Source organism: Variovorax sp. 770b2 (assembly GCF_900115685.1).
In the GTDB taxonomy this organism is placed as follows: Bacteria; Pseudomonadota; Gammaproteobacteria; order Burkholderiales; family Burkholderiaceae_C; genus Variovorax.
In genome coordinates this window covers 12917-39764 of sequence record NZ_FOXJ01000009.1, presented here as the reverse complement: position 1 = coordinate 39764, position 26848 = coordinate 12917, and the positions used below count along the sequence as shown (strand labels likewise).

At 61.8% G+C, this 26848-nt stretch carries 24 protein-coding genes and 1 pseudogene; 14 read left to right on the top strand and 11 right to left on the bottom strand.

The window, feature by feature from the left end; translation table 11 throughout:
• Positions 1 to 4: 4 nt before the first annotated feature.
• The 5 genes and pseudogenes from BM133_RS35635 to BM133_RS35630 form a co-directional block, all read right to left on the bottom strand.
• Positions 5 to 667: a cytochrome c4 gene (locus BM133_RS35635; protein ID WP_256219402.1), complete on the bottom strand. Its 663-nt coding sequence runs from the start codon at positions 665 to 667 to the stop codon at positions 5 to 7.
• Between the two features lie 16 nt (positions 668 to 683).
• Positions 684 to 1907, bottom strand: a complete 1224-nt coding sequence (locus tag BM133_RS30925) for a hypothetical protein (RefSeq protein WP_093442769.1) — start codon at positions 1905 to 1907, stop codon at positions 684 to 686.
• A gap of 4 nt (positions 1908 to 1911) precedes the next feature.
• Entirely contained in the window at positions 1912 to 3327 is a 1416-nt protein-coding gene (locus tag BM133_RS30920; RefSeq protein WP_093442767.1) for a cytochrome c, read from the bottom strand.
• Positions 3328 to 3827: 500 nt separating this feature from the next.
• Positions 3828 to 4208 (bottom strand): DUF2946 domain-containing protein, encoded by a 381-nt coding sequence (locus BM133_RS30915; RefSeq protein ID WP_177224993.1) that lies wholly within the window; start codon positions 4206 to 4208, stop codon positions 3828 to 3830.
• A 1031-nt stretch (positions 4209 to 5239) separates the two neighbouring features.
• A pseudogene (locus BM133_RS35630) lies at positions 5240 to 5528 on the bottom strand (hypothetical protein); the annotation flags it as partial.
• A gap of 378 nt (positions 5529 to 5906) precedes the next feature.
• Between BM133_RS35630 and BM133_RS30900 the strand changes: the two are divergent.
• Together BM133_RS30900 and BM133_RS30895 are read left to right on the top strand one after the other, a co-directional pair.
• Positions 5907 to 6425 carry a CesT family type III secretion system chaperone gene (locus BM133_RS30900; protein ID WP_093442763.1) on the top strand — a complete coding sequence of 173 codons (519 nt, stop codon included), beginning with the start codon at positions 5907 to 5909 and terminating at the stop codon, positions 6423 to 6425.
• Between the two features lie 288 nt (positions 6426 to 6713).
• Positions 6714 to 8117 (top strand): hypothetical protein, encoded by a 1404-nt coding sequence (locus BM133_RS30895; protein WP_177224992.1) that lies wholly within the window; start codon positions 6714 to 6716, stop codon positions 8115 to 8117.
• An 89-nt stretch (positions 8118 to 8206) separates the two neighbouring features.
• Here BM133_RS30895 and BM133_RS30890 read toward each other — a convergent pair whose 3' ends face one another.
• Entirely contained in the window at positions 8207 to 8653 is a 447-nt protein-coding gene (locus BM133_RS30890) for a winged helix-turn-helix transcriptional regulator (RefSeq protein WP_256219401.1), read from the bottom strand.
• 185 nt (positions 8654 to 8838) lie between these two features.
• Between BM133_RS30890 and BM133_RS30885 the strand changes: the two genes are divergently transcribed.
• Positions 8839 to 9744 carry an alpha/beta hydrolase family protein gene (locus BM133_RS30885; RefSeq protein ID WP_093442759.1) on the top strand — a complete coding sequence of 302 codons (906 nt, stop codon included), beginning with the start codon at positions 8839 to 8841 and terminating at the stop codon, positions 9742 to 9744.
• Positions 9745 to 9815: 71 nt separating this feature from the next.
• Here the strand turns inward: BM133_RS30885 and BM133_RS30880 are convergent, their stop codons facing one another.
• On the bottom strand, positions 9816 to 10181 hold the full coding sequence (locus BM133_RS30880) for a hypothetical protein (protein ID WP_143100245.1): 366 nt from the start codon (positions 10179 to 10181) through the stop codon (positions 9816 to 9818).
• Between the two features lie 10 nt (positions 10182 to 10191).
• Positions 10192 to 10602, bottom strand: a complete 411-nt coding sequence (locus BM133_RS34925) for a hypothetical protein (protein WP_143100244.1) — start codon at positions 10600 to 10602, stop codon at positions 10192 to 10194.
• A gap of 904 nt (positions 10603 to 11506) precedes the next feature.
• On the opposite strand from BM133_RS34925, the gene BM133_RS30875 reads away from it, so the two are divergent.
• Positions 11507 to 11722 (top strand): hypothetical protein, encoded by a 216-nt coding sequence (locus BM133_RS30875; protein WP_093442755.1) that lies wholly within the window; start codon positions 11507 to 11509, stop codon positions 11720 to 11722.
• A gap of 394 nt (positions 11723 to 12116) precedes the next feature.
• Here BM133_RS30875 and BM133_RS30870 read toward each other — a convergent pair whose 3' ends face one another.
• On the bottom strand, positions 12117 to 13034 hold the full coding sequence (locus tag BM133_RS30870) for an AraC family transcriptional regulator (protein WP_093442753.1): 918 nt from the start codon (positions 13032 to 13034) through the stop codon (positions 12117 to 12119).
• A 115-nt stretch (positions 13035 to 13149) separates the two neighbouring features.
• Positions 13150 to 13518 (bottom strand): nuclear transport factor 2 family protein, encoded by a 369-nt coding sequence (locus BM133_RS30865; protein ID WP_093442751.1) that lies wholly within the window; start codon positions 13516 to 13518, stop codon positions 13150 to 13152.
• A gap of 1155 nt (positions 13519 to 14673) precedes the next feature.
• On the opposite strand from BM133_RS30865, the gene BM133_RS30860 reads away from it, so the two are divergent.
• The 9 genes from BM133_RS30860 to BM133_RS30820 all read left to right on the top strand — a co-directional run bounded on the left by BM133_RS30860 (position 14674) and on the right by BM133_RS30820 (position 23392).
• The gene (locus BM133_RS30860; protein ID WP_093442749.1) at positions 14674 to 15633 is read left to right on the top strand and encodes an AraC family transcriptional regulator; all 960 of its coding nucleotides are present in this window, start codon (positions 14674 to 14676) and stop codon (positions 15631 to 15633) included.
• A gap of 16 nt (positions 15634 to 15649) precedes the next feature.
• On the top strand, positions 15650 to 16045 hold the full coding sequence (locus BM133_RS30855) for a RidA family protein (RefSeq protein WP_093442747.1): 396 nt from the start codon (positions 15650 to 15652) through the stop codon (positions 16043 to 16045).
• Entirely contained in the window at positions 16042 to 16740 is a 699-nt protein-coding gene (locus BM133_RS30850; RefSeq protein WP_093442745.1) for a DJ-1/PfpI family protein, read from the top strand. The genes BM133_RS30855 and BM133_RS30850 overlap by 4 nt, the downstream gene beginning before the upstream one ends.
• 116 nt (positions 16741 to 16856) lie before the next feature.
• Positions 16857 to 17822, top strand: a complete 966-nt coding sequence (locus BM133_RS30845; protein ID WP_256219400.1) for a tripartite tricarboxylate transporter substrate-binding protein — start codon at positions 16857 to 16859, stop codon at positions 17820 to 17822.
• Complete coding sequence (locus BM133_RS30840; protein WP_093442741.1) at positions 17819 to 18577, top strand: creatininase family protein; 759 nt, start codon at positions 17819 to 17821, stop codon at positions 18575 to 18577. The genes BM133_RS30845 and BM133_RS30840 overlap by 4 nt, the downstream gene beginning before the upstream one ends.
• Positions 18574 to 18927 carry a DUF3817 domain-containing protein gene (locus tag BM133_RS30835; RefSeq protein ID WP_218158410.1) on the top strand — a complete coding sequence of 118 codons (354 nt, stop codon included), beginning with the start codon at positions 18574 to 18576 and terminating at the stop codon, positions 18925 to 18927. Before BM133_RS30840 ends, BM133_RS30835 begins: the two co-directional genes overlap by 4 nt.
• A complete protein-coding gene (locus BM133_RS30830) occupies positions 18924 to 19349 on the top strand; it encodes a CopD family protein (RefSeq protein WP_177224991.1) in 426 nt (141 codons plus the stop codon). Before BM133_RS30835 ends, BM133_RS30830 begins: the two co-directional genes overlap by 4 nt.
• A gap of 267 nt (positions 19350 to 19616) precedes the next feature.
• The gene (locus tag BM133_RS30825) at positions 19617 to 20768 is read left to right on the top strand and encodes an acyl-CoA dehydrogenase family protein (RefSeq protein WP_093442737.1); all 1152 of its coding nucleotides are present in this window, start codon (positions 19617 to 19619) and stop codon (positions 20766 to 20768) included.
• Positions 20769 to 21130: 362 nt separating this feature from the next.
• A complete protein-coding gene (locus BM133_RS30820; protein WP_143100243.1) occupies positions 21131 to 23392 on the top strand; it encodes a DUF6351 family protein in 2262 nt (753 codons plus the stop codon).
• Between the two features lie 54 nt (positions 23393 to 23446).
• Here the strand turns inward: BM133_RS30820 and BM133_RS30815 are convergent, their stop codons facing one another.
• On the bottom strand, positions 23447 to 25321 hold the full coding sequence (locus BM133_RS30815) for a hypothetical protein (RefSeq protein ID WP_093442733.1): 1875 nt from the start codon (positions 25319 to 25321) through the stop codon (positions 23447 to 23449).
• A 465-nt stretch (positions 25322 to 25786) separates the two neighbouring features.
• Here BM133_RS30815 and BM133_RS30810 point away from each other — a divergent pair, with 465 nt between their 5' ends.
• The gene (locus BM133_RS30810; protein WP_093442731.1) at positions 25787 to 26692 is read left to right on the top strand and encodes a LysR family transcriptional regulator; all 906 of its coding nucleotides are present in this window, start codon (positions 25787 to 25789) and stop codon (positions 26690 to 26692) included.
• Positions 26693 to 26848: the final 156 nt, after the last annotated feature.

Below are 26848 nucleotides of genomic sequence, written 5' to 3'. Positions count from 1 at the left end.
CTGGCTATTTGCTCTTGCCGATCATGTAGTCGACCACTTTCTTGAGCTCCTCGTCTGAGCAGTCCGAACAGCTGCCCCGAGCGGGCATGGCATTTAGCCCCTTGAACGCATGCTCATAGAGTTTGCTGTTGCCCTGCGCAATGCGCGCGCTCCAGGCCGCCTTGTCACCCAGTTTGGGAGCGCCAGCCGCCCCGCTTGCGTGGCAGGCTGTGCAAGTCGATCCATAGATCGAATCGGCGGTGCGCGCCGCCGCCGCCACTGGGGTCTCGGCGATTGCGACTGTTCCCACGGGCTTGAGCCTTTCATTGGTCTGGATCAGTGCCGCGAGCGTCTCGCCCCGGGCGTTCTTCACCGCCAGATGGAAATAGGTGGCGATGTTCGCCATATCGGCATCGCTCAATGCCTTGGCCATTGCCGTCATCGTCGGATCCTGTCGTTGGCCGTTGCGATAGCTCTGCAACGCCTTTACGAGATAGGCGCGGTCCTGACCGGCCAGGTGGGGTGTGCCGGGAATCTTCGAGACACCGTTTTCGCCATGGCACGCGTAGCACACCTGCGCACGCTTCTGGCCGGCCGCCATATCGGGAATCTGTGCCGAGGTAGTGCCTGCGGCCGAACTTCCCAAAACGACGAGGGCCTGCACGATCCATTGCTTGGTCTTGTTCATCATGAGTCTCCAGAATTTAAAGTGCAAAAGCATTGCGCATCCAGATGGCGATGCCGTAGGCGAAGAAGATGGTGATCCAGAGCCCGAGGACTGCCACCGCCGCGGTGCCCATGCGCGCTACGATCTTGTCGGCCTTGTACAGGCCCTGCACCTGTCCGGCGCGATAGGTAGTGATGAGGAAGAATCCACCGACTAGGCCACCGACCCCGACGAAGGTGGAGAAAAACAGCGCCATCGAGGGCCAGTCCGCATGCACGGTGTAATCGCGAATGTCATAGCCGTACGGGATCATGTAGCGGATGCGGATCAGCTCGCGCCAGACGGCAAGGACACCGAGCACGCACAGGCCCGCGAGCAACGGCAAGTAGCCATGAACGCGCTCGCCGCTGTGCCGCACGAAGTAACCCAGACCCAGAAGTGCGGCCGCCAGCAACCATCCCACGGGATGCCAAGCTAGGCCCGTGGCGGCAGGATGCACGAACTGCCAGGCCAACAGAAGCACGAACGAGATGACGCTGCCGTTCACCGCAAAGCGCAATCCCAGCCTGCGCGTGAAGGCCAAGTAGTCAGCCGCGCGGTCGGCCCGGTCACGGAAATAATCGGCATAGGCGATGAGGTACAGCCCCAGGGCGGGAAGTGACAGGCTGATAATGAATAGGTAACGCGGCCACTGGATCGCATGCAGCTTGGCGCCGCGCGTGTCCACCGACCCGCCCGGCGCATACCAGCTCATCCACTGGTCGGGCAGCAACGACTGGTAGGCCAGCACATGCATGATGAGCCCGTCGAGCAGGAACAGCGCGAGGCCGACCAGTGCGAAGATGCCAAGGCGCTTCCTCGCGCCCTTGTGGTTGCTGTAGTAGAAGACGAACCATGAGCAGTAGCCGATGATCAGCGTGAAGATAAATGCGATCAGCCAGCGCGCTGACAGCACGCTGGCGGTGTACCACTGCGGGTCGTAGATCACCTGAGTGAACAGCAGCGGTGCGACGCCCAGCACGATCAGCAGCGATACACCGACCTTCGCCGACTTTGTCATCGCCATCGACAGCTGCTCCCAATATGTGCCGACGCGTCGCTTGTAGAAGGCGTAGATGGCCAGGCCGGCGGTGCCGAGGGTCATGTGCACGAATGCGATGTGAAAGATCCAGGTCACGATCATCAGTACCTGGAACACGACCGGGTGCGAGGGAATGCCTGCAGGGTCGCGCATGGTGTGCAGAACGGATCCGACGTCCATGGGGTTACTCCTTGTTTGCCGCAGCAACTGGAACTGCGGCGGTGGATGGGGACTGGGCGGTACCGCCTTCGCGGTGCGCGTTGGCATCAGCCAAGAAGGCCGCGATGGCCTGTACCTCTTCCGCTGGCAGATCGATGCGTGGCATGTAGGGCACGGCACCGTGTTTGAGTGGTCCGTTGATGAAGGCGGCGATCAGATCCTTGTCGGTTGCGCCGTGGAACTTGTCAGGAAGGCTGCGCAACGGCGCGCCCGCCTCCAGGGCGTGGCAATTGGCGCAAGAGATCTTGGCCAGCAGGCGTCCGACCTCCAGTTGGTTGCCTGGCGTGATGGTGCGCAGCCGGTCGGGAATGAAGGGGTGGACTTTCAGCAATCCCTTCTCGGCAATGATGTCCACCTCGCCCTTGATGCCCTTGCCCGGCACGTCGCGCGCGATCACCTGGTTACCGTAGATGTACTGGCCAGCCACGTAGGGTTTGCGCATGCTCTCACGCATGCGCTCCTCGGGCCACACGCCCACGATGGCGATGAACAGGAACAGCGGCACCGCGATCCAAGTCGTCACCCACAGGGGGCGCCACCAAGCGAACACCAGGTAGGCGACGGTGACCGCCACGACGGCGATCATGCCGGCCGCGTACTGTGGCAGCAGATGTGCGTCCAGCATGACGCGCGCGTTGTAAGGCAGTGTCTGCAGGTAGTAGAAGAACATGATCGCCGAGAACGCGCCGCCGATGAGGCCGATTGGGGTGAGCGTGCGCACCACGCTCCTGCGCAACGCTTCGGACTTGTCCTTCATGCCCGCTGTCACTATCAGCCCCACAACCGTGGCCATGACGAGCATCGAACCGGTGCGCACGCCCAGGTGAGCGAAGAAGTTGATGTTGTAGAAGGCGTCGTTGGTGGACCCCGTCTGATACCAGGCATCGTTGCCGGGCCACATCATGAAAGAGATGATCCCCACGATCAGCAGCATCGTGGCCCACGACGCGAGCGCGAAGGCCCAGGTCACCTTCAGGTGTGTGAGCCGGTCGATCTTGCCAATCAGGTAGACCAGCGCATAGACACCGATCACCTCGACGGTGAAGTACACCCATTCGGCGGCCCAGACCCAGACGAAGCTGTGGATCAGGCCCGCAGTGCCGCGCGGACTCGCGATGGTGATGGCATACCAGATGCCCACCCCTGTCACCGAACCGACGATGTAAGAGAAGACCAGCAGGAACTTGCCATAGCGCTGAATGAAATCCATCAACTCCGGCTTGTTCTCGCGGTACGCCTTGGTCTCGAGCAAGGCGAAGAGGAAGGCTGCGCCGACCGACGTGTGGGATGCCACGACGTGAATCACGCCGATGATCCCCATGACCCAGGCTGAGCCTATCCAGGGCATGTAGAACGTGGGGTACATACCGAGTATGTCCATGGTGGGATATCTCCTTGTCGTGAGCGACCGCAAGGGGCGCTCGGATGCGCGTCGCTGCCTAGCAGCAAGGCGGCGGGGAAAGGGTTGGAGGCGCATGGCCCTAGACGAAGCCGATGGCTTGGCAAAGTCGGAGCGCTGTGGCGTCGGCTGACAGCCTCAGGGCGCGTCGTGGGTCGCGCGCGGGGAACTATCAGCCCCCTCCGATGGAGCGCAGCTGCTTCGAAGTCCTCGATGCGTGTGCGCGGTACGAGGTGAAACTGGTTTCGCCGACGGCTCGTTCGTGCCGGCGGTCACGAGGGACCAGACAAGCCAGCCAGGGATAGCAATCGACGCTCTCATGTTCAGGTGCGTCACTTCGCTCATCATGATTTCGATGATTCGCATGAGAAGTTCTCCGGACAAATTCAGGCAGGACGGCAAGCGCGCAGGCCCGACACGGCGCCATGCCCAGAGAGCGAGACGACCGTCGTAAGGCGCGCTGCGGCGCGATCAGCGAAATGTCAGGAGAAAACGGGCGGCGCGCGGCTGGGTGGCGCGGGCCAGACGCTCACCGCGAGCGGAGGCTCCCACACGGCGACGCGAGGTACCCCGCGAACGGAGCCATCGGCAAGGATCCGGACTCCCGGCGCATGCGCAATGGCGGGCAGGTCCTGCTGCAAACGGCAATACGGGCAGTGCATGCTGCCGTTGTGACCGTCGTGAGTGGGTGTGTCGTCGCCATCGACCTGAACCAGCTTGGTGCCTGAGGCGGTGCAGACTTCGGTCCAGGCTTTGCCGGCGGTCTCTGCGACCCAAGTCGACAACGAGGGTGCAAGAACGCCGAACAGGACTGCCAGGATGGCAATCCACAGTACCCGCGACCGAATGCGGCGAAGGTTCATGTAGTCAGCCATCCGTACCCGTGATCACACCGATCAAACGGGTCTTCGCGCCCAGTAGCTTTTGAGCCTCGCCGCCCCATTTTCATCAGCTGTGAGATCGACTCCGTTGAGAGTCCTTGGAAATCTCCGAACCGAGTGTTGGCCAGAGCTACGATTTCGTACTTCTCTCGCATGCGCTTCTGGGCATGAAGCTCTGCGCGATGGGAGGTTGCGATCAGTAGGGAATCCAGCGGGATCGCGAGAGTCGATGTAACTTCGCCTCGACGCCGTTCTGTCGCGATGACCTGGAAGTTGCGCCACCCGTCACCCAGCGAAGAGAAGTACCTGCGTCCGTTGCCAGGCACTTGCGCCAGTCTCACGAGCCCCCGAGACTGCAACCCCCTCGAGCCGATGCTGAGGTTGGAGCGGAAAGTACCTAACCGTCCGCCAATGCCGTCTCCACGGAGTTGCCTTTCGGCCACGAACAACAAAGCGTGAATTTGTCCCACTGTGCGGCAGATGCCCCAACGGCTTCTTAACTCGCCGAGGTGGCTGACAAAAGACTTCACTAGCAGTGTCATGACGAGGTGGAATGAGTTTTCAGAGTTTTCCGAAATTATTGCACGTTGACTTCCAGAAGACAGGCCGAAGTTTCGACTGCGAGGCAAGGTCAAGCGTATCCGGCATCTGAAGCTTTTCTTTCGGGCATCGCGCTTGTGAGGAAGAGCGAGCAGATCAGAGATCGCGCCCGGGTCTCCAGTCGTTGGATGACCTTAGGGGACGCCCAGTCAGGCCAAGCACAGGTCCTATAGGCCCAACGCGCCTAACCGCCGTCGATAACAAGTACCAGCGATCGACATCGCGGCGACGAACTGTTGGGATGCCAACGGGCGTGGCGGAATGATTCCGACAATGGGCGGAAAGACGGCGGTATCAGGCGGGTCGTGGTGTCTTCATGCATGACCCCCGGCGACATCGGCAAGGCTGCTACTGAGATGCTCGCTCGCGGCTAACGAGTCGTCGCTGTATCGGTCTGCTAGACCTTGCTCCACTCGCGTCTTCCGACGCGCGAGCGCGAGGTTCGCCTTCGACTTGTCGAGCACCAGGCAGACGAACAGGACTTTCGTGCTTCTGCAGTGGGCGGATGATGTGGTATCGGCGTCCAAGTGTGATCAGGATGTCCTTAAAGACATCGTTCGGGCTGAGATCCTTCATCGTCTTGTGCTTGGCGCGCACGACCTCGGTAGTGCCCGCAGCGGCCACTTCCAGGTCGATACCCGAACCGACCTGCAGCACCATGCCGCGGCCGGCGTCGACCAGCGCGGCGGGCCGTAGACGCATTGGAGGCGATTCGGATTAGTGCGATCGAAAGCGCGGCTGAGAAGCCAGTTCCTAAAGAAATTGCAATACCTCTGGGCGGTCTGCAAAAGCCGGTTGATGAGAGAGAACTTGGTAAGCGGGTTTCTTCTGGCGTACGCGAAAGGCATCGGCTTCCTGAGTTACTGCTCACAGTAGCAAACGGTTCAATCTGCTGAGATGTCCAGCAGGTCAGTAGTCTGCGGAATCCAGCAGACGCAGGCCTGTTGGATTCCGCAGAATACCGGCCCTTCGGTTTGCCAGCCCCCACTTCGCGCGACTCGCTGAACCGAGGCCCCACGGCTCCTATTCTGCGCACAGGTTTGGTGCTACCGGGCCGTCATCAACGTGGGAGATAAATTCATGAGTCAACAGCGGTTGCGAAGCCTTTTGTCCAGTTTTTGCCAGGCCACTTCTGTCCGTGACCCCGAACCCATACTCCGTAGCGGCAACCTCACCTTGCGCAACATCGCGTTCACGATACAGGCAGGCAAAGAGGTAGACCCGGATGGGCTGTATCTATATGGCGACTTTGGCGCGTTGCCCACCGGGCTATCGTCATCTGCGGTGCTCCAACGCTTACTGGAGATCAATCTCCATCTCTGTGCGCCTGGTGCACCAGTATTGGGCTACAACCCCACCACAAACCGCGTGTTGCTGATCTTTCGTATGGCGATCGATGAAGTGGATGCGAAGCATCTCGCCATGGCATTAGATCAAATCGCCGCTTATGCATCGCAGTGGCGTGAACATCATTTTCTGACCACGTCACAAGCCGCTCACACAGATGCCAGCGCGCAAGCCGAGCACGTCGGCGCGCTCCAAACCAACGGATCGCGAGAGTCCGGGGCAATCACGTCACGTCCGCAGCCCGTAGGTTAAGAGCGGCCAACACAATGAGGCAAGAGTGCGAGCGCAGAGCACGTATCACGCCAAGCAAGGCAGCGCGACATGAACGTCGATGCGCCCTCGGTGATGAAGTGTTTTGTTAGACCCTCCAAGGAGAGCGCGACCATGACATTTCCTATTCACAACAACAGAACGCAGTCCCTTCCCCCAGCGGGCGGGGCCGCGCCAGCCGCGTCTCCTTCTGCTCTCAAGGGTAGTCTGAGGGAACGCGGAGGCACTTCACACGGTCTCCCACCTCGGCCAAAGTCGGTCGGAGCCGCAGTGTCCGATCACGATGGCCTGCTTTTGCAGCAACCGTCAACCCATCCTCGCAGAAGCGATTCGATCCAATCCCTTCGGCGATTTCTGGAAGCAGAGGCATCAGGAGCGCTGGCGATGCTTGAGCCGGTCGACGATCGGCCTCGCCCTTCGACAGATGAGCCAAGAAATATGGGGAACTCGCCGAGTCAGATTTCAGCTGTGTCGTCAGTTGCCGAGTCAGAACATCCGGCGCAAGATTCCCTCGATTCGTCAATGCGGTCCGGCACGCAGGTTCGATCCAGAGGATTGGCCTTCGCTGCAACGATAGTCGGAACATTGATCGTGGCTTCTGCAGCGAAGGGCATTGCGTCGGGCATGCATTTGGGCTTGACCCGCAACCATATGCTTGAGCAGACCCGGGACTGGGGCGATGCCGATGGCCTCCAGGGCGTTGCCGGTTTCATCGGCAGCCAAGCGCTTGTCGCTCTGGTAGCGGCGGCAGCCCACTATCTTGGCGAAATGGTCCTTAAACCTGCCATCACGGAAGGGGTCGGCTTGTCCATCAAGCCGCGGGATCCGAACGACATTTTCCCGGAAGATCGCGCCGTCATTGAAGGCGGAGAGTCAAACGCCAGCAAACGCACCCGCATGAAGGGAGCGCAATCTCTCGGCAAGGTCAACAGCCTGACGGGAAATCTTGCGGGACTGCTTTCCTTCGGGGCCATGCAAGGAGTTCGAGGCGAAGCGGGATTTACTTCTGCCAATAGCGCTGGATGGGCCTCCGCAAGCGGCGGGGCTGGGATGGAATTTCTCCATTCAACCATCAATCTGTTGACCAGCGTGGATGGAGAAGCTACTCACGAGATTGATATCTCGGACAAGAGTTTGCAAAGTCGGCTCAAGGCCGGCATCGCGGACGCCATGCCGAAGAAAAAGGTAGATGGCACTGAGGAAAGCACGCGCGATGTGCTCTTGCGTATTTCGCACGACATATTGGTAGGGCGCGCGGTGCCGTTGTTCCAGGGCGGGCTCGCCCAGGCTGGCCTGATGGCTGTGATGGAAAAAAATGGAGTGGCCTCCGAGTTCGGCGCCGGCATGGTCAGCCCATTGGCCTTGCTCGGGCTCGCGTTCTTTACGATGCATTCCGAGATGAAGGGGCGCTGGAACACAACGGAGAAGCCTTTACAAGGCTCGCGTCACAACGTGACGAACTGGCCGCCGCAGCTTCAATCATTGGTGCCTCCTGACTCGCCCAACACTAAGATTGCGATGCAGGGCCTGGACGGATTGAACACACTGGTGTCACTCCTCGAACGGGCGCCTGCCCACTTGGTCCTGGACGCTGGGGCAGCACTCGGGCGCAGCCTTGCAGCGGCGCGCACCGCGCCTCTTGATGACGAAGAGCAGCAACGCCCACAGGCATAGGCTGAGTGCTCTGAGTTCCGGTTGCAGTTGCCATCAAGGCCGGGAATTTCCCGAGGGACACCTCGACCCTGTGAGTGGCCCGAATCGCGTCAGCGTTCGCCGTCGTACCGCTGACGGTTGCCATGGATGGTTTCGAAATGCACGCGTGCCCAATCCGCCAAGGTTCGCACCGGCTCCGACAGCGATTGCCCAAGTGCAGTCAACGAATATTCGACTTGTGGTGGGGTCGTCGCACGCACGTCGCGCTCGACCATGCCGTCCCGCTCCAGCGTCTTGAGCGTCCGGGCCAGCATCTGCTGCGAGATGCCTTCCACGCGTCGCTTCATGTCGTTGAATCGCCGCGGATGGCCGCGCAGGGCGATCACCACCTGCATTGTCCATTTGTCCCCGACGCGATTGAGAACTTCACTGACCCCACGGCAACCCGCAGGCGTCTCGATGGGTGTGGTCACATTCATTTGACTTGGTTCCGAAAATATGCTTTTGACGACGAAATGCCAGTCAAATAGGCTCTCATGGTCATCAATGTAGACCATGGAAAACAGCTAATGAGCAATTTGCTTTCAGATCGTCAAAGTGCAGCGGTTTCGACGCGTACCCGTGCTCTTTCCCCGTGTCTGATCAGCTGCGGCACAGCCGGTCTTCTGATCGCCGACGGCAGCGACTATCGTGGAAAAGGGAGTCCGCGGTGAGCGCCTCAGTCCGCCCAAGAGATGCAAATATGAGCGCGCCGATTCCCGTCGTGTCCGTGCGCTCTATCGTGTTGTCGGCCCCAGGCCGGGGTGAAGATCTTCAGCTGCGGGTCTCGGCTCCCGTCGAGGGGCACGACTTGCCGATCATCGTGTTCTCCCACGGTCATGGTTCGTCCATGGATGGCTACGCGCCATTGGCCGAATTCTGGGCTGGGCGAGGCTTCGTTGTGATCCAGCCAACTCACCTGGATTCCAGGAGGGTGGGCCTTCTCGCAGACGATCCCCGCGCGCCTGTGATCTGGCGATACCGCGTCGAGGACATGAAGCGCGTTCTCGACAATTTGGACCTCGTCGAGAGCGCGGTGCCCGGGCTCGCCGGTCGTCTTGATCACACCCGCGTGGCCGCTGCCGGGCATTCCTTCGGTGGGCAGACGACGCAGCTGTTGCTTGGCGCGCGGATAGTCGGCCCGGACGGCGAGGCTCGAGAGGACATGTCCGACCAGCGGTTCAAAGCGGGCGTGCTGCTGGCCGCGGGCGGGCAGGGGGGTAACAACCTGAGCGCGTTTGCGGCAGAGCACTTGCCGTATCTGAATATGGACCTTGCCACGATGACCACGCCAACCTTGGTTGTTGCGGGCACCAACGACCGCTCCCCACTCACCGTCCGGGGTCCCGACTGGTTCGCCGATCCGTACTTTCTGAGCCCGGGCGGCAGGGCATTGCTGACGCTGCCTGGGGGAGAGCACTTGCTTGGGGGAATTTCCGGGTACGAAGCCAAGGAGACGACGGATGAGAGCCCCGAGCGGGTTGCCATCGTCCAGCAAATGACCTGGGCCTTTCTCCGCAGCAGGCTGTATGCCGGCGACCCCGCTTGGGTTGCGGCGTGCTCCGTGTTGGATGAGCCCAATGCATGGGGCCGTGTCGAGTGCAAATGAGGCCCTTGAAATGGATGAATTCACGGAACGTCTTACAGATTTGAAGAATCTTGCAAATCGACGACCATGATTCAATCGAGAGGCGGCTCCATGGAGATGGAGCTTCGGCAATTGTGACCTTCTAGCCGCTGCCGAAGTGTCGATTCGAACTCATTCGATCTCGGCCAGTCGCGACTCTTCGCGCGGTACGCCCAGACGTCCGCACATCGGTCGAACGACGTCTCCCATCGCTTCGACTGCGGGACGTGGCAGTCGTAGATTTCGCCCAGTTCGCGGTCCAGTGCTTCGCTGGGTTGGCCGTTGCGCGCAATGTAGGCGTTCATCCACTCGTCGATGCATTGCAGGTGGTATTGCAATAGAGGCATCCTGCGCGAATCGTGCGGGTCGATCTCACCATCCTTGAATGCCTGCGAAGCGAACTTCAGCGTTGCAAACACAGACTGCCCCTCATTCGGCAAGCCGTTCGTGCAGGTAGGCTGGCCAAGTGGCGTCGTGGTCGCGCGCACCGCGTATCGCATGCGCGCATTCGTGGACGATCGTGAGCGCAGCCAGCGTCTCATTGTTCCTCGCCGAGGTGTTCAGGTGGACAGTGCCGGCTCCCTTGCCCGGCCCGGGTGTGTAACGAATCCGGCCGGCCGCGGCGTCGTATGAGGGCTGTACGTTGCGGATCGTGCAGGAAATGAAGTTCGTCGAATGCAGGTTGAAGCCAGCTTGGCTCGTCACGTCAAGACAGGTGGCGATAAGAGGAAAGCGCAGCGCATGGCGTGATCCGTCTTGCAGGCTCGCGTCGAAGGCAGTCGGCGTAGCGGCCGTTGCTGGCCCGCTCGGCGCTATTGCGCGCAGCTGCGAAGTTGGCAACGTGCCGCGGGTTTATATCCAGCCATGCGCGGTACTGGTAAATCGCCGCGCTCTGTGTGTATGCGAGGCCGGGGCGATACGGACCTCGGAATTTAGGGATGAGCTGAAAAAAACTTCCAGAAGATGGCAGTACCTGCTCGCCCTGCCGCGATTTCATTTCACGAGGAACTACAGAATCAGTGTTGTCAATGTGGCCACCCATCAAAAACTCCAATGCATATCGGTTGCCATATTTGGTACCTGCATCGAGAGCCTTTTCACCAAGCTCTGCTTGGCGCAGAGAGCCGCTCTCTGAATTCTCACTGACTGAAGAGTTGCATTTTGCTGGCGTGCGGGCTCAGACGCCAATGGCAAACGCATAGCATGTTCGGATTCGCTGACAACCGTTCGGGCAAGGCGTCGTCTAATCGCGGAGCAAGGCCTACCCTTGTCCGCATGGCATCCCCTCGCGTCAATGTCTCATCGCCCGGCATCTCCCGGCCTGTGACTCCTGTCGACATTTGCGCAGGGGCGCCGAGAACTTCTGAAAGGGAGCGGCGCATTTCATCGCCCGGCTTGCCATATCCGTTCGGCAAGGATTGCTCGCTTGGCGGCCTCGAGGGAGACCGCCGCGGCGGCAGCATCGACAAGCTCGCCACACTCTCTGCTCATCGATGAAGCGGCCGGCTGCGAGCAAGCTGCGAACTCCGAGCGCAAGAAAGACAATGGTGGCCAAGCTTTGTAGCATGTGCGATTCGATCTCGGCGCGGACGTACTTGTCGACAACCGGCTATCAGGTAGCGATGGGACGGCTAAACAACCGCGACACGCCTGATGCCATATCCGAGATGACGGTCAAGCGCGCCGAACAATACGTCGCAGCTGCCAAGGAGACGTTCCCGAATGAAACCTTGAAGAGCTTGGCTTGGCGCAGCTCCAGCAGCGCATTAACGCGAGCAAGCACGGGCTGGCGTCTCCGATCGAGATGACGCCCGCACAGCTCGGCGTGGCCCTACAGATATGCCGGCAGAACAAGTTCTCGAACTGCGACATGCAGGCGCTTGAAGTGGGTTTGCATGTGAAGCACGAGTTGGGAATGGCGACCATCGTCCGGCAGCAAGCAGATGAACACACCGAGTGACGGCATGCTCATCTGTGGCCATGGCTCCCCGCAGGCGTCGCTGCAGCCCGACACCCATAAAACGATTTCTTCAACTGCGATCAAAGAACTCGTTTAAAACCGATTGGAATTGGAAGCCGAGATCCGTCTCAACCGTGTTTGTTTCCTCCGGTAAGTATGGACACCAGGTAGTCAATCAGAGACTTGCTGCTTCCGTCAAGCATTTTAACCGCCACCAAGAACCGACATCAGGTAAATAAGAAGAGATTGCATGTTTGATCCTTAATAAGAGTGGACTGAAATCATAGGATGGTGCTTCTCGTCTGCCTGATATTTTCCTTACTGATTTCGATGCAAATAAAAAAGCGACGAATTTTTTCGCAGATGTTGAATACTTTGGTAAACGAGACTATTTTCATTTAAGCCGCAATTGGCTCTGCTTGCGAAAATCTCTCGGCGTGACGCCCTTGAGCCTCAGAAATTGACGGTTGAAGTTCGACGCGTTGTTGAAGCCGACGTCATAGCAGATCGAGTTGACGTGTTGATCGCTTTGCATCAGCAACAGGCAGGCCTTGCTCAATCTCGCTTGATTCACATAGCTCGCGAAGTTGTGGCCCGTGGCGCGTCGGAACAGCCGGCCAAAGCGGCCTTGGTTCATGCCGAGTTCGACCGCGATGTCCGCGGCTCTGTGGTCCTTCGCTGGGTCGTTGGCGATGCGCGTCACGACGGTGTTGATGGTCTCGAGGCGGCCGTCGCTCTGCGTCTGCATGCCGGACAGGAGGCGGTATTCGGTGCACTGCGCCAGATCGCCGAGAAGCTCGCAAAAAAAGCTGAATCGCTTGAGGCCCCTTGCATTTTTCACGCGCTGCCAGTGCGTCTCGGCGCAAACGGCCATGCCGAAAAACTCGATGCCGTAGCGCGCGCGCTCAAGCATGCGCACGGCTTCGAGCAGTTCCGGGATGCGCTCGCCCGCCTCGAAGATGGGACCGTGCCTGAACTGGATTACCAAGTCGCGCCTTGGCACGCCTTCAGGCGGAGCATCGAGCGAGATCCAGTTATGAGGCAGCTTCGGGCCGCATAGTACGAGATGCCCCGGCTCGAAAGACCCGATCCAGTCGCCCACGAAAGCCTTGCCCGAAGTGGCGACGATCAGGTGCAGTTCGTACTCCTCATGGCAATGCCACCGTGCCAGGGGGGTGGGGAAGCCGTGCTCAAGACAGCGCACCAGTCCCACCTCATCCGATGGCTCGTAGCCGAGTTCGGTCGAGCGGAAGCGCTCGACTTCAACCTGGGGAAGCAACTGGCGTGGCGACCTTTGGCCGGGGCTCGTCATGACTCTCTGGGCGGGTGATGTGCAGGCGCCCATCCCATTGAAGCGTTCGCCTCAAATCCTTGTCCAAGACGCGGTGCATTCTTCCGGGAACTGCCCCGCCCTCGGTAGGCGCGCGCTACTGTGCGGAGAGGTCCGGCAAGGGACCGAAGAAGCTCAACACCGCAACCATGCGCTGCTCGGCGTCCACTTCGACCACGTCGTAGCCGGGAACCGTTTTCGGCCCGATTTGCAGCGTCCATGCGTAGCGATGCAGGTTGTGGTGCGAGTCGACGCCTGAGGCCCACGAGATCGTGGCCTCGGGCGCACCCGAGCGAAATTCGTCGAGGCAGGCGGCGAACTCCTCGATGCCCGTGGCCATGCGGTGCGGGTCCAGATAGCGCGTGTTCTTGCCGAAGGCGTCGGCCAAGTGCTTGCGGATGCTCGCCGGGTCGCGAGCGTTCCAGGCGGCGAAATAGCTGACCAGACATTGGGGGCGGGTGCTCATGGGGTCTCCTGAGTGGTGAATGCACCGCATCGATCTGATGCGTCGGGCCGATGGTAGGCTTTAACCCGAGTTGAAGATCAAGCATGAAAATCGATGTTCCCGCCGCCCGGACCGGCTTCGCTTTTTCGACCGCTCGCTTCGATGAGAGCCGTTGCCCGCTGCCGCAGCCATGGTGAGGCGGAAGTGAAGAGATTGCAGACACACGGAACATGATGAGTTACCGCGCTACAGGCAGGCTCTGCAATCCATTGATCACCAACGCACTGAGCGCGATGCGTCGATCCGACCAGTTGTGGTCTGTGGGGACGTAGACGGACCGAATTGATTTGCCGCCTTCGGCGTTGTTCCAGTCTTGGCTGCCTCGGCCGATGCTTCGAGCAAACGTTGGCCAGCGAGCTTGCAGCTGTATTGATCGGCTTCAACCCTTTGGATGTCGCCTATTCTTCGCACGCTTTTCGCTGCTGCGTGAGCTTGATTGCTCGTATGTTGTGAAGCATCGTCGGTGCGATTCTGGTGTGAGCTCGCTCCCATCCGCTGACGCATGACGTTGCCTGCGGCCCGCGGAGAACGACCTGTCGATGCGGCGTTCGCACGGGTGGTCATGGGGCCGAGCGGAATGTCGCCGCGTGATCTGAAGGGCGCAGCACCCGCGTGCGGCCTGGCTGCCTCAAGATCGTTCGCGAGATCGCCGCTTTCGTGGGGACGCATTGCAGCAGGAATGAGGTAGGAAAGGCTGTTTCGCATGCACGAGCCATCTTGTGTTGCGCCTGCGCCGCTGATCCGAGGTCCAGCGTCAAGCGTACGTTTCACGAAAGTTGGCTGTAGCGGCAATTTTTTACCGTATATGGCTGAGGAGAGAAGCCAAGGCAATCTAGCTCGGCGAACCTTCAAGCCCATCGCCGTCTGCGAAGTCTTGGCGCGATATACGAAGATCAATCGCGTTAGACACTGGAGCGCACGGAGGCACTTCGGAAAAGGCGCGAGACGGCGCAAACTGCGGACCTGCAATCGAGAATCGATGAAGCAGATGAGCTGCCGAAATCCGTACTCGGTTGCCGGAATTCGGCATTGCTTCCAAGGCAGGTAGCTTAACTTCAGCAGGCCATGGAAAACGGCGCAGCGAAACGAGACTAGTTGCCCTCACATGGAGAGACTATGCAAAGCAGAAATTACCGCAGCGATTCGCTGCCCGAGGGCAACCAGATTCTTAGCAGCGAATGGTCGCGCCACCGTATCAGCGTTCAGCACGGCCATGCGCTTCGGCTTCGCTTTTCGATTCGTTCGATAACACCGTCGATGTCGGTCAGTTCACTCTCTTACGGCGCACAGGCAGTGGTGCATCCTGAGGAGCGCGCGGACGTGCTGCTGGTACAGATGCCGCGCTCGGGGTTCGGGCGGGCCCAGTTCGACGACGCGAGCATGCCGATGGACGCAGACAACTACGCCCTGGTTCACGCACGCAGCGTAGCCCAGGTGCTCTATGGCCGCGAGGTCGACATGCTGGTGCTGCGCATCGCAATGGATCGCGTGAACGCCCGGCTGGAAGAAGATCTGGGCCGTCGGCTTCCCAAGCCGCTGTCCTTTTTTCGTGGCATGGCGCGTGGCTCGCAAGCATGGGCGGCATGGGCGCCCGTTGCCGCGACGTTGGCTGCGGTGGACGCCAGCGCGCTGCGGGACTTTCCCGCGCCGGCAATGGCTGCGCTGGAAGAGATGGTGCTTTCGACCCTGCTGTTCGCGCAGCCGCACAGCCACAGCGAGGCGCTGTTGCGCCCGCGCCCTGCGATCGCCCCGCGCCATGTGCGACGTGCCGAGGAGTTCATTCACTCCAATCTGCACCATGCTACCGCCACAGCCGAGATTGCGGCCCATGCCGGTGTCAGCACGAGGGCGCTCTTCGACGGCTTTCGGCGCTTTCGCCAGACGACGCCCGCGGCCTATGTGCGCGAGGCCAGGCTGGCGGCGGCTCGCGCCGACCTTGAGGGCGGCCGGGGCAATGTGCGTGAGGTGGCCGCGCGCTGGGGCTTCACGCATTCCGGGCACTTCGCCGTGCAATATCGCCGCCAGTACGGCGAAGCACCGACGCATACCTTGCGATCGAAGCTCATGGACTCCTGACTCCGAAAAATTTCGAATGAACGCCATCACGTGCATCCCATCGCCGGGTCAGTTCAAGATGCCGCCCCTGTCGGGTGCAGCGCGTCCGGGTGAACTGCTTTTCGTCTCGGGCACGCCCGGTTATCACGCCGATGGACGTATCGACGAAGGTGACTTCGACGCTCAGTTCGATCAGTCCATGGCGGTACTGACGCAACTGCTCGGAATCGGAGGAAGTTCGCTGCGTTCGGTGCTCAAGGTGAATGTGCTGCTCACGCGCCTGGAAGACGTGACTCTTATGAACCAGCGCTATGCGAGGGCCGTCGGATCGGAGCCATATCCGGCGCGAACGACATCCGTCGTGTTGTCGCTGCCCGATCCGCGCATGCTGCTCGAGATCGAATGCGTGGCGGCCGTGGAGGCCGAGGCATGAGCGCTGCACCGTTCCAGATCGGCATGCTGATTTTTCCCGGCATGACCAGCCTCGATTTCGCCGCCCCGCTCGACGTGTTTGCGCGTTTGCCGAACTCGCGGGTGCATGTGCTCGCGAAGACGCTGGTCCCCGTCGTCACCGACATCCGCCTGCATGAGTTGCCGACAATGCGGATGCAGGATGCGCCCACGCTCGATCTGCTCTTCATCGGCGGCGGGCCCGGCGTCAACCTGTTGATGGAAGACGAAGAGACCATCAGGTTCCTCGCGCAGCGCGCGCCGCAGGCGCGCTGGATCACCTCCGTGTGCACCGGTGCCTTGGTGCTCGGGGCCGCGGGTCTGTTGCGCGGCTACAAGGCGGCAACGCACTGGACCGCGATGGAGGTCTTGCCGTATTTCGGCGCCGAGCCAGTGCACCGACGCGTGGTGGTCGATCGCAACCGCATCACCGGTGGTGGTGTCACGGCTGGCCTCGACTTCGCGTTGACCGTGGCCGCCGCATTGCACGGAACCGCGCATGCCCAGGCGATGCAACTCGCCATGGAATACGCGCCGGCGCCCCCCTTCGACACGGGTTCGCTGGCCACGGCCCCGGCCGAACTCGTGGAGCGGGTGCGCGCGCTGGCGGCAAAGTCGACCGATGCGCGCATCGCTGCGGCGCAGCGCATCGCGCATCGCCACGGCTGGTTGCGCTGACGCTTGCTCGAAATCGCTGCCGGATTCCGCCGCCGCTCGCCGGAAAGCGGCGAGCGCCTCCCGGCGGCCTCCTATGCTTCTATGCAGACGGCGTACGAGACGCCAAGGAGTTCTTCATGGTGACTGCATCGCGCATATTTCGCCACATGGCTGTAGCATGCCTGCTCGGGCTGGCGATCACGTCGGCTAGTGCAGAGGGCTATAAAGGACCCATCACGCTCGTGGTCGGCTATCCGGCCGGTGGTTCGGCCGACATCGGCGCGCGCATCCTTGCCGAGAAGCTGCCCGCATTGCTGGGCCAGCCGGTGATCGTCGAGAACCGAGCGGGCGCGGGCGGGCAGATCGCCGCGCGGTACGTCAAGGCGGCATCGCCCAACGGTTCAGTGCTTTTCTTCACCAACGGCCATACCGTCGTCACCGTGCCGTTGGTGCTCAAGGCACCGGGTTTCGATACCCGTACCGATCTGCAGCCAGTGAGCCCGTTCGCTACCTTCGAACTGGTACTGGCGGCCCATGCGACAACCGGTGCGCACGACGTGAAGCAACTTGCGGCGTATTTCGCGGGCAACCCCAAAGACCGCAACATCGCCGTGCCGGCGCCGGGCAGCGCACCCGAGTTCATGGTCGGCCGGCTCGCCCAGCTCACTCGATCGGATATCCAGCCCATTGCCTACAAGGGAAGCGGGCCGGCCGTCCAGGATCTTCTCGGCGGCCAAGTAGCGGCTGCCATCGTCCCTCTGGGCGACGCGCTGCAGTACCGGGCATCGTTGCGGTTGCTGGCGGTGACCAGGAAAACGCCGTTGCTTCCTGATGTGCCCTCGTTCGCCGACGCAGGGTTACCGGAGCTTTCGGCCTCCGACTTTCTGGCGGTGTATGCGCCGCGCGGCATGAGCGCCGATGAGGTCACGCGGATCAACACAGCGGTGCAGAAGGTGATTGCAATGCCCGACGTGTCGCGTCGGCTGCTGTCGTATGCGATGCAACCGCAATCGGGCGCGCCCGCCGACCTCGAGCGGATCTTCACCGCTTCGCAAGGCACGGTTCGCAACCTCATGGCGGCCGTGAACTACCAGCCGCAATGACAGTTCGCCAGACGCGGTGGGGTCGGCTCAAGACCACCGAATTCGACCGCACGGCAGTCGCGCGCACGGTTGTTATCCTGCCGATCGGTTCTACCGAGCAGCATGGCCCGCACCTGCCAGTGGAGGTCGACAGCCTGCTGGTGACAGAGGTGGCAAAGCGCGCCGCGCTGGCGGCAGACGCGTCCGTGTTGGTGTTGCCTACGCTCTGGGTATCGTTGGCCGAACATCACATGAGCGACGCCGGGAGCCTTACGCTCGACTTCCACACCTTGCTCGCGTTCGTGCGCTGCGTGATGCGCTCACTGCAGCGGCAGGGTTACCAGCGCGTGTTGCTGCTCAACGGCCATGGAGGAAATATGGCCGCGTTGACCGTGATCGTGGACCTGCTGGGTGTGGAGCTGGCGATGCCGCTCGTCACGGCAACGTACTGGATGGTTGCCGCGCAGGAGTTTTCACGCTTGCTCGAGGGGCAGTCCAATCTGCTGCACGCCTGCGAAGCCGAAACATCTATGGTGATGCACCTTCGGCCGGAACTCGTCGATGCGGTGACCGCCTGCACCGTCGATGCACCGGTCACCGGGTTCCTGCAGGCCGGCGGCATGCACCGCTGGCGCAACATAGCGCATTGGTCTCGCACTGGCGTGGTCGGCACGCCGCATCTGGCATCGGCGCAAAAAGGCGCTCTGTTGCTCGACGCCGCTGCCAAGGCACTGGCGGGATACCTGATCCAGGATCGACTGTGGGAAACGCAATGACAACACCTGAAGAAGGCCCGGAGCGCACGGACCTGGAGCAACGTCTTCGCCTGCTCAGGATGCTGCGCCGCCTTGGCCTGATGGAGGGAGCCACGCTGGTTTTCCTGATCTGCATCGCCGTCCCCATGAAGCACTGGGCCGGTGTGCCCGGCTTCGTGTCCGCCGCGGGGCCGACACACGGATTGATCTTCCTGCTGTATCTGTGGCTTGCCATTCGCGTTTCGGTCGCGGAAGGATGGGAGCGCCGAGAGACCGTTCGTCTGTGCGGCGTCGCGATCGTTCCGTTCGGTACCTTTTTCAACGACTCGTTTCTGAGGCGCAAGCTCGATGCGCTTGGGGATCCCGCTTGATCTACCTGTTTCTCAAGGCCTTCCACATCACCGCCGTCATCGTTTGGGTTGGCGGAATGACGGCGCTCTGGCTCGCTCTTGCAAATCTCTCGCGTACCTTCCAAATCGTCGGGCCCGAGGAGCGACGCTGGCTGGTGGCCATTCAGCGCTGGGACAGGCGCGTGACCAGTCCGGCGTTGCTGCTGCTCTGGATATTCGGACTGGCGCTGGCATCGCGCGGCGGATGGTTTGGGGCGACGTGGCTCTGGCTCAAGGTGCCGCTGGCTGTAACACTATCGGGGTTGCATGGCGTTCTGGCGGGGTCGCTGCGCCGCAGCTTGCGCGACGCCAGCCTGCCGCACCCCCAATGGGCCGCAAGCGCCGCATGGATGCCCTACGGCGTCATCGCAGTCATCATCTTGCTCGTCACATTCAAATTCTGATGAAGGGCGTTCGTGGCGAACCGCAACCTGTTTTTGGGGTGTTTTGCCATGGGATCGAAACAATGTGCTATCGCGCGCAGGCCAGTCGTTTTCTACCATCGGCGCACCATAAAGAAGGCCATGGATTTCCGCGGTCGGATGGAGATGAAAAGCATGAACCTCACTCAAGCGAAGCATCGAGCGATGCGGCAAGACACTGATCGCGTTGTGATGTGTTGCGCGGGCCACGCGCCGATGTGCAACCACAGTCGCGCGGGGAGCTGAATCATGCTGCCCCAACTGCTGCGCCATCGCTGGATGGACGAAGACATCGAGGCCTTTCGCGACCAAGTGCGCCGGTATATCACCGGTGAACTGTCGCCCCATCTCGACGACTGGCGCCGCCAGGGCTTCATTCCGCGAGAGGTCTGGCGTCCGTTCGGGCAGATGGGCTTTCTGCTGCCCGAGCTGAGCGAAGATTACGGCGGTGCAGGTGCCTCCTTGGCTTACCAGTTGGTGGTGCAGGACGAACTGGCCAAGGCCGAGTTTCCCGCGAACACCGGGGTCCACAACCTCGCGGCCCACTACATCCTCGACTACGGCACCGAGTTGCAAAAGCAGCGCTGGCTGCCCAAGCTCGCCAGCGGCGAAATGCTGGCCGGCATAGCTCTTACCGAGCCCGGTTGCGGCTCGGATCTGAAGGCGCTGCGCACACGCGCCTCACGCGAAGGTGACCACTATGTGGTCGATGGTGCCAAGACCTTCATCACCAACGGCTTCACCGCCAACCTGCTTGTGGTGGCAGTGCGCACCAGCGACACCGGCAGCCGCGGCGTGTCGCTCGTCGTGCTGGAAACCGAGGGCCTGCCCGGTTTTCGGGTGGGACGGCGCCTGGAGAAACTGGGCCAGCACGCTTCCGATACGGCCGAACTGTTCTTCGACGGCGTGCGCGTGCCTGCTGATCACCTGCTGGGCGAGAAAGAGGGGGAGGGCTTTGTCCAGTTGATGAGCCAGTTGCCTTACGAGCGCCTGTTCCTGTGTGTGCCGGCTGCGGCGGTCATCGAACGTGCGGTGCAACTGACCGTCGAGTACACGCAGCAGCGCAAGGCGTTCGGCCAGGCGATCGGGGACTTCCAGAACACGCGCTTCAAGCTGGCCGAATGCGCCACGATCGCGCACGTGGTGCGAAGCTTCGTGAACGACTGCATCCAGCGCCTGCTCGATGGCAAGCTTGACCAGGAGGCGGCCTACATGGCGAAGTGGTGGTGTACCGAGCAGCAGGGCAAGGTGACTGACGAGTGCCTGCAGCTCTTTGGTGGTTATGGCTACATGACCGAATATCCGATCGCCAGGCTTTATGCCGATGCACGCGTCCAGCGCATCTATGGCGGCACAACCGAGATCATGAAAGACCTGATCGCGCGAAAGCTGTACGCCTGAGATTACGCCGGCGCCGGTCCTGCGGCCGGCGATTCGGTTCGTGGTGTTCGCAGTCTACCCCGCTGGTTGCTCTATCTAGATACTCCGGGTCTGCCTGCGCTGCATCCCCACGGGCCGCCCGCGCCAACATACCCACCGTCAAATAACGCAACATGATTGCGTGTTGCATTGGCACGCTTTCCCATGTGTAGGTGCGATGCGAACTGAGGTCTAACGACATTCGATTGAGCGATTGTGCAATTGCTCCCCCGCGCACGGCTGGTCACTATCTGGATCGGCCAGTGGGTGCGGCGTATGCCTAATGCCGCCGCCGCGCAGACGGCCGAAGCGATCGATTCTTTCAAGAACTACATGAGACAAAAATGCAATTTCAACATCGACGGAGTGCGATTCCATTTCCCGTTGCCGGCCTGATCGCCGGCAGCATTCTTCTGGCTGGCCTGCAAGGCTGTGGCGGCGGAGATCATTCGCGCGCATGGTCTGCAGCTTTCGCCAATCCCCCCGCGACGACGCCCACGGCTGCGGCTGCCAGCGTCAACCTGTCGACTGTCTCGACGCGCGCGCTGATGGTAAGCGGAGGCGACGTGGTCGTGAGCGCGACCGCGCCTGCGGGCGCGTTCGACAAAAGCACCACTTTCCAGCTCAATGGCGTGGACGTCACGGACCGGATGGTCTTCGACGCGACGGCGAGATCGGCAAACGGTCTGCTAACCGGCCTGGTGCCCGGTGTCAACGTGCTCGCAGCCGTCAGCGGTGGCCAGGAAGTCGGCCGCCTGGAGATGAAGAACTTCCCCGCATCCGGTCCCATCTTTTCCGGCAAGAGACAGAGCCCATGGATCTGCGAAACGCAGGCTTCGGGGCTGGGTGCGCCGCCCACCGCCGGACCCTGTGTCGCGGCGGTGCAATACGACTGGTTCTATCGCACGACCGGCGGCACCTTCGCGCCGCTTGCACGCCTCGCCGCGCCGTACCCCGCCGACCTTGCGACCACGGTCACGACCGAGGGCAAGACCGTCAACTACATCGTTCGCGTCGAATCCGGAACCATCGATGAATCGATCTACCGGATCGCGGTGATCGACGACCCGGCAGATCCGATTCGCGATCCGTGGCTCAAGGGCGGCACGAAGCCGGGCGACGGCTGGAACGGAAAGCTCACCTACCCGTTCGTCGGCGGTGCGGATCCCGGCTTCAGGTCGGGCAGCAATCTGGTCACCTCAGCGCTTCAGGATCTGCCGCTGAGCCTAGGTTTCGCGGTGGCATTCGGGACCCGCAATGCCTACGGCAACGGCTTTGATGACGTCACCTCGGCGGAGACGCTCATGATGATCAAGGAACGGTTCATCGAGCAGTACGGCCTGCCGAAATTCACCATCGGCTCCGGCGGTTCGGGCGGCTCCGTCCAGCAGCACCACATTGTGCAGAACTATCCGGGATTGCTGGATGCCCTCACGCCCAGCTATTCCTTGCCCGATATCGGGTCGATCATCCAGAGCGCCATCGACTGCAGTCCGCTCAACAACTACTTCGACCATCTCGCAGCCGATCCGGCCGTCTGGACCAGCCTTCGCCGCTCCACCGTCGATGGCGGTGCCGTCGCCGACGCGGGCCCGTCGATCGGGAAGACGGTGTGCCAGAACAACTACCTGGGCTACATCCCGGCGCTCTATTCGCCGAACCCGGTCACCTTTTCGCCCGTGGTTCCGTTGGCGCTGCGGTACGACCCGGTCACCAACGTCACGGGTGCCCGAGGGGGGCTGTGGGATGGCAACGTCAACAGTCTGGGAATGGATCCGAAGACCGGCTTCGCGCGGTCGTTCTACGACAACGCCGGCGTCCAGTACGGCCTGCAGGCGCTCAACGCTGGAAAGATCACGCCGGAAGAGTTCGTGGATATCAATGAAAAGGTGGGCGGCATCGACATCGATGGCAACCTGACAACCGGGCGCGTCAGGGGCGATGCCATCGGCGTTGCGCGGGCCTATGCAAGCGGTCGGCTGGTCACGAACTTCGACAACATGGTGCTGCCCATTATCGATATCCGGGCCTACACCGACAACCTCGGCGACATCCACACGCGCGACCGGACGCTGAGCTTCTTGCAACGACTTCAGAACGCCAGGGGAACGACGGCCAACCAGGTCAACTGGACTGCACGCGGAACCAATGCACCCGATCTCGACCGGATGGCACTGCTGGCCTTGAACGACTGGCTCGTGGCTGTTCAAGCCGATGCATCGCAGGTGCCGCTTGCAGCAAAGGTGATGCGAAACAAGCCGGCCTCGCTCAAGGATGCGTGCTGGGTGGATGGCAAAAAGATCGAAGAGCCCATCTCATGGGATCCGGCCACGGCTTGCAACCAGGCCATACCCATCCACCAGAACCCGCGTTCGGTAGCCGGCGCTCCGCCCGCCGCCGACGTTCTCATGTGTAAGCTCAAGCCGATCGACTTCACCGCCTACGCGGTGACCTTCTCTGCTGCGCAGAAGGGGCGCTTGGGAGCCGCGTTCCCGCAGGGCGTGTGCGATTGGTCCGTGCGCGGCGAAGTTCAGCCTGCGTTGTCGGGCACGTGGCTCGACTACGGCGGCTCAGGCCCGTTCGGTCCCGCCAGTATCTATCAATAGCTGCGGTGGCCATCGCTCCTGTATTTGGCGCAGCCTGTATTGCGCTGTGGCTACCTACCCGTTGGGATGTGCGCCGTCGGGCTCCTCGATCACCGGGTGGCTATCCAGGACAGGCAAGTGCGCCAACTGCGGATCGCTGCTGTCCAATTCTTCGATCTGCGGCGACCGAGCATCGTCGCTGCTGACGCGGGGTGACCCGACGTCGTCCAGGGCCAAGCCCTGTTCGACGTCGGCCGGCGACGATGCTACCTTCGGTTGACCTGAGGCGCTGGTCATGCGGGGCCAATATTGCGCACCATTGACGAGGCCGGTCATCAGCGCCGTGACCATGAGCGTGGTCTGCGGCGAAGCCTTCTTCTTTGCCATCTCGAGGGCAATCACGGCAGTTAAGCTTTGGACTGCTGAGAGGACGGCGGCGCGCGCGGGTTGCTGACCCAGCAGCGCATTGACGAAGTGGCGCTGTCGGACGTCCACTTCCAGGGCCTTTTCCAACCCATGCCCGGCCCGCAATGCACGGTTGCCCTCGTTCAGCAACTCGTCTCCAACTTCGTAGGCCGTATTCAGAGCGCCCCGGATGCCGGCGGCCCCGGCCGCTTCTCGTAAGCTCTGCCCGGCAAGCGCGGCGCCCGCACCCGACGTCGGCGCCAGCATCGACATCGTCATCGATGCGAGCATCTGGTCCAGGCCGTAGGCGACGCTCATGAACCAGAAGTGGGTTTTGTCCTGGGCCGTTTCCTTTGCCGCGGGCAGTCGCAGCCACGACTGTGCCCCGACCTCGCGCACGTGGGCGTAGGCGGTCATTGCCGCATGTGTAGCGGTGGTTGTTTGCGACAGGTTTAAGGCGTCTTCCACCATGAAGGCTCCGATCGCGGTCAGCGCGGAGATTCCGCGCGACGCGACACTCTCTTTGCTGGCGGTGCCGGCCGCGAAGTCGCGATACACACCCACGGCGTGCGCGAATGCCTGGCAGCCGGGGCCCAGCAACGCGCTGAGGGCGCGGCGGTTCTGGGCCGAGACGCCGTGCTGGTTCAGCGCGTGCTCGATTCCGTAGGCCAGCAACTCACGGCCGAAGACCGTCACGCCGACCGAGGCGAGGTTGCGCAGGGCAACATTGTTCGCTGTAGCGGCCCATTGCGCCGCCTTCGAATCGAAGGTCCTGTTCTCGAGCACCTGCTTGATGAAGCGCGGAATCGCGCCGCCGTTCATGCCGTCCAGCAGCCCGGCGAGCATGCCGCGGCCTTCGAGCTCCGAGGGCGGGTATTGGCCCCGGAGGGAGGTTGCGGCATCGCCGTTGTCCGACGCAGGAGGCAACCCTTGGGTGGGCCCATTGTCGATGGGGTGTTGCCCAGTCTCGGCCAGGAACGCCGCTACGTCGGCATCGGTCTCGAGGTCATGGATGCGGTTTTCGCCGGCAGGCGGCAGCGCCGCCGCGGATGTCGATCCGCGAATCTGTTCGAGCGCGTCGAACAGGCGTTGAAACGCCGCCTGCTCCTGCCGGCTCGGTGTCGGCTGCAGCGCGGGCGACGATCCCTCGGCGTTGCCGGCGAGCGCTGCGTTCAGCAGGCGGTCCATTGCCCGCATCGTGATGTCGATGATCTGCGCGCCATCCTGGATGCCGTGGTCTGCGAGAAGGAGGCTCAGGCGGGCCTGCGCCGGTGCCTGATGGCCGAAGAGGTCCGGCACCTGGTTGTCGAAAAAGCCTTGCACGGCAGCAGGTTCGAGCGATCCGATGGTCTGCATTGCCAGCCTTTGCAGCTGTTGCGCGGCTTGTGTGGTCGCCCGTTCGGTCTGTACCTTGAGCAACACGGCGTTGGTCCTGCGTCGGGTGGCGAGGACGGCGCTACTCGCTGCGGCGACAGGGTCCGCGACCGTGACCGAATTGCGCCGCTTCGGCAGCGATGGCGCCGCCCCGTCCTGGAAGCGGACCAAGGCGGAATTGAACGGAGACCCGGTCGTGACACCGGACGATGAACTGTCCGTCTGTGGCGGGCGCTGCGGTTCCGTTTGAACGGGCGGCGTCCCGGGGCGTGAGATCGGGGAGGGCATGCATGAAGCTTTTTGGCTTACCTGTCGATCGGATAGTGGGCAGTCTGAAGGCCGATGCCGTGCGACTCGAGATGGCGTGCGAAGCCCCATTCCGGCAAACGAAGCGCCGCGCGGCTAGGGCTGCAGGCGGTTCTCCCCAAAACAGTGTGCGTCTAGGCGAGCGATGCAATTCAAAACGGCGCCTCGCCATTCCGGCGTCGGCTTCGTTTTTTGTACGCCGCGCGCGCGCCGTTTCACGACCCTGTGGGATTGTCATTTGCGTGCGCGTCGCGCGCTGCAGCAGGCTTTCGCCGACCAAGACACGCCGAGGGCGCGGTGTCGGCATTTCCCCTGAAAACCGGAATCACCATGAACCTTCGCTTCGTAGAAGCCTTCCATTGGGCGGTGGCGCTCAAGAGCGTGACTCGGGCCGCTGAGAAACTTCATGTGACGCAGTCGGCTCTTTCGAGCCGCATCGCCGCGCTGGAGCGCGAGCTCAACGTGCTCCTACTCGACCGCAGCAACAAGCAGGTTCGTCTCACCGCTGCAGGTCAGCGCTTCCATGGCTACGCCCAGAAGCTGCTTGAGATGCAGATGCATATCAAGGCCGAAATGGGGCAGGGCGTAGTCCACGAGACAGTGCTTCGCGTTGGGGCGATCGAATCGGTGGTGCACAGCTGGCTTACTGGTTGGCTCAAGCACATGCGGGTGACCTATCCGGATTTCGAGCTGGAGCTCACCGTCGAAACCACCCCTGTGCTGGTCGACGGCTTGCAGCGCGGCAAGCTGGATTTGGTGTTCGCGGCATTGCCCGCCGCGGGCAACGGCGTGCGGGCTTGCGCCGTCGCGGCTATGCCCATCTGCTTCGTGGGTCACAAGGAACTGCATGTGCGGCGGCAATACCGCATGCCGGATCTGCTCGCATTCGATCTGATGACCTTCCAGCGGGACTCCCAGCCGTATGCGGCGTTGATTGAAATGTTCAGAAAGGCAGGCAGCCCTTCTCCGCGTGTGCACGCCATTTCCTCCATCTCGGCGATGGTCCAGCTCGTGGAGGCTGGCTTTGGCGTGGCGATGTTGCCACGCGCGGTGGTCGAACTGCTGGCCCGTCGGTTGCCGCTGCGCGTGCTGCCTTTCGACGACCTGCTCGAGCCGCTGCAGATCTACGCGAGCTACCGCGACGATCCGTCGTCGCCGCTGCCGGAAGCGGCCTTGAGCTCTGCCATGGTGCACGCTTTGCACCCGTTACGGTCATTCAAAAAATCGATGGAATGAGCAAGAAAGTTTGCGTTGGCCTTATTGCGCACGCATTCCCACAATCGCGGCCCATCACGCCACAACGATGCGACTGGCATCGGCAACGCCGCATGTCGAAGCGCCAATCTTTCGAACCCACCCTGAAGATCGGCCCGCTCCAGGGGACGCCGCTTT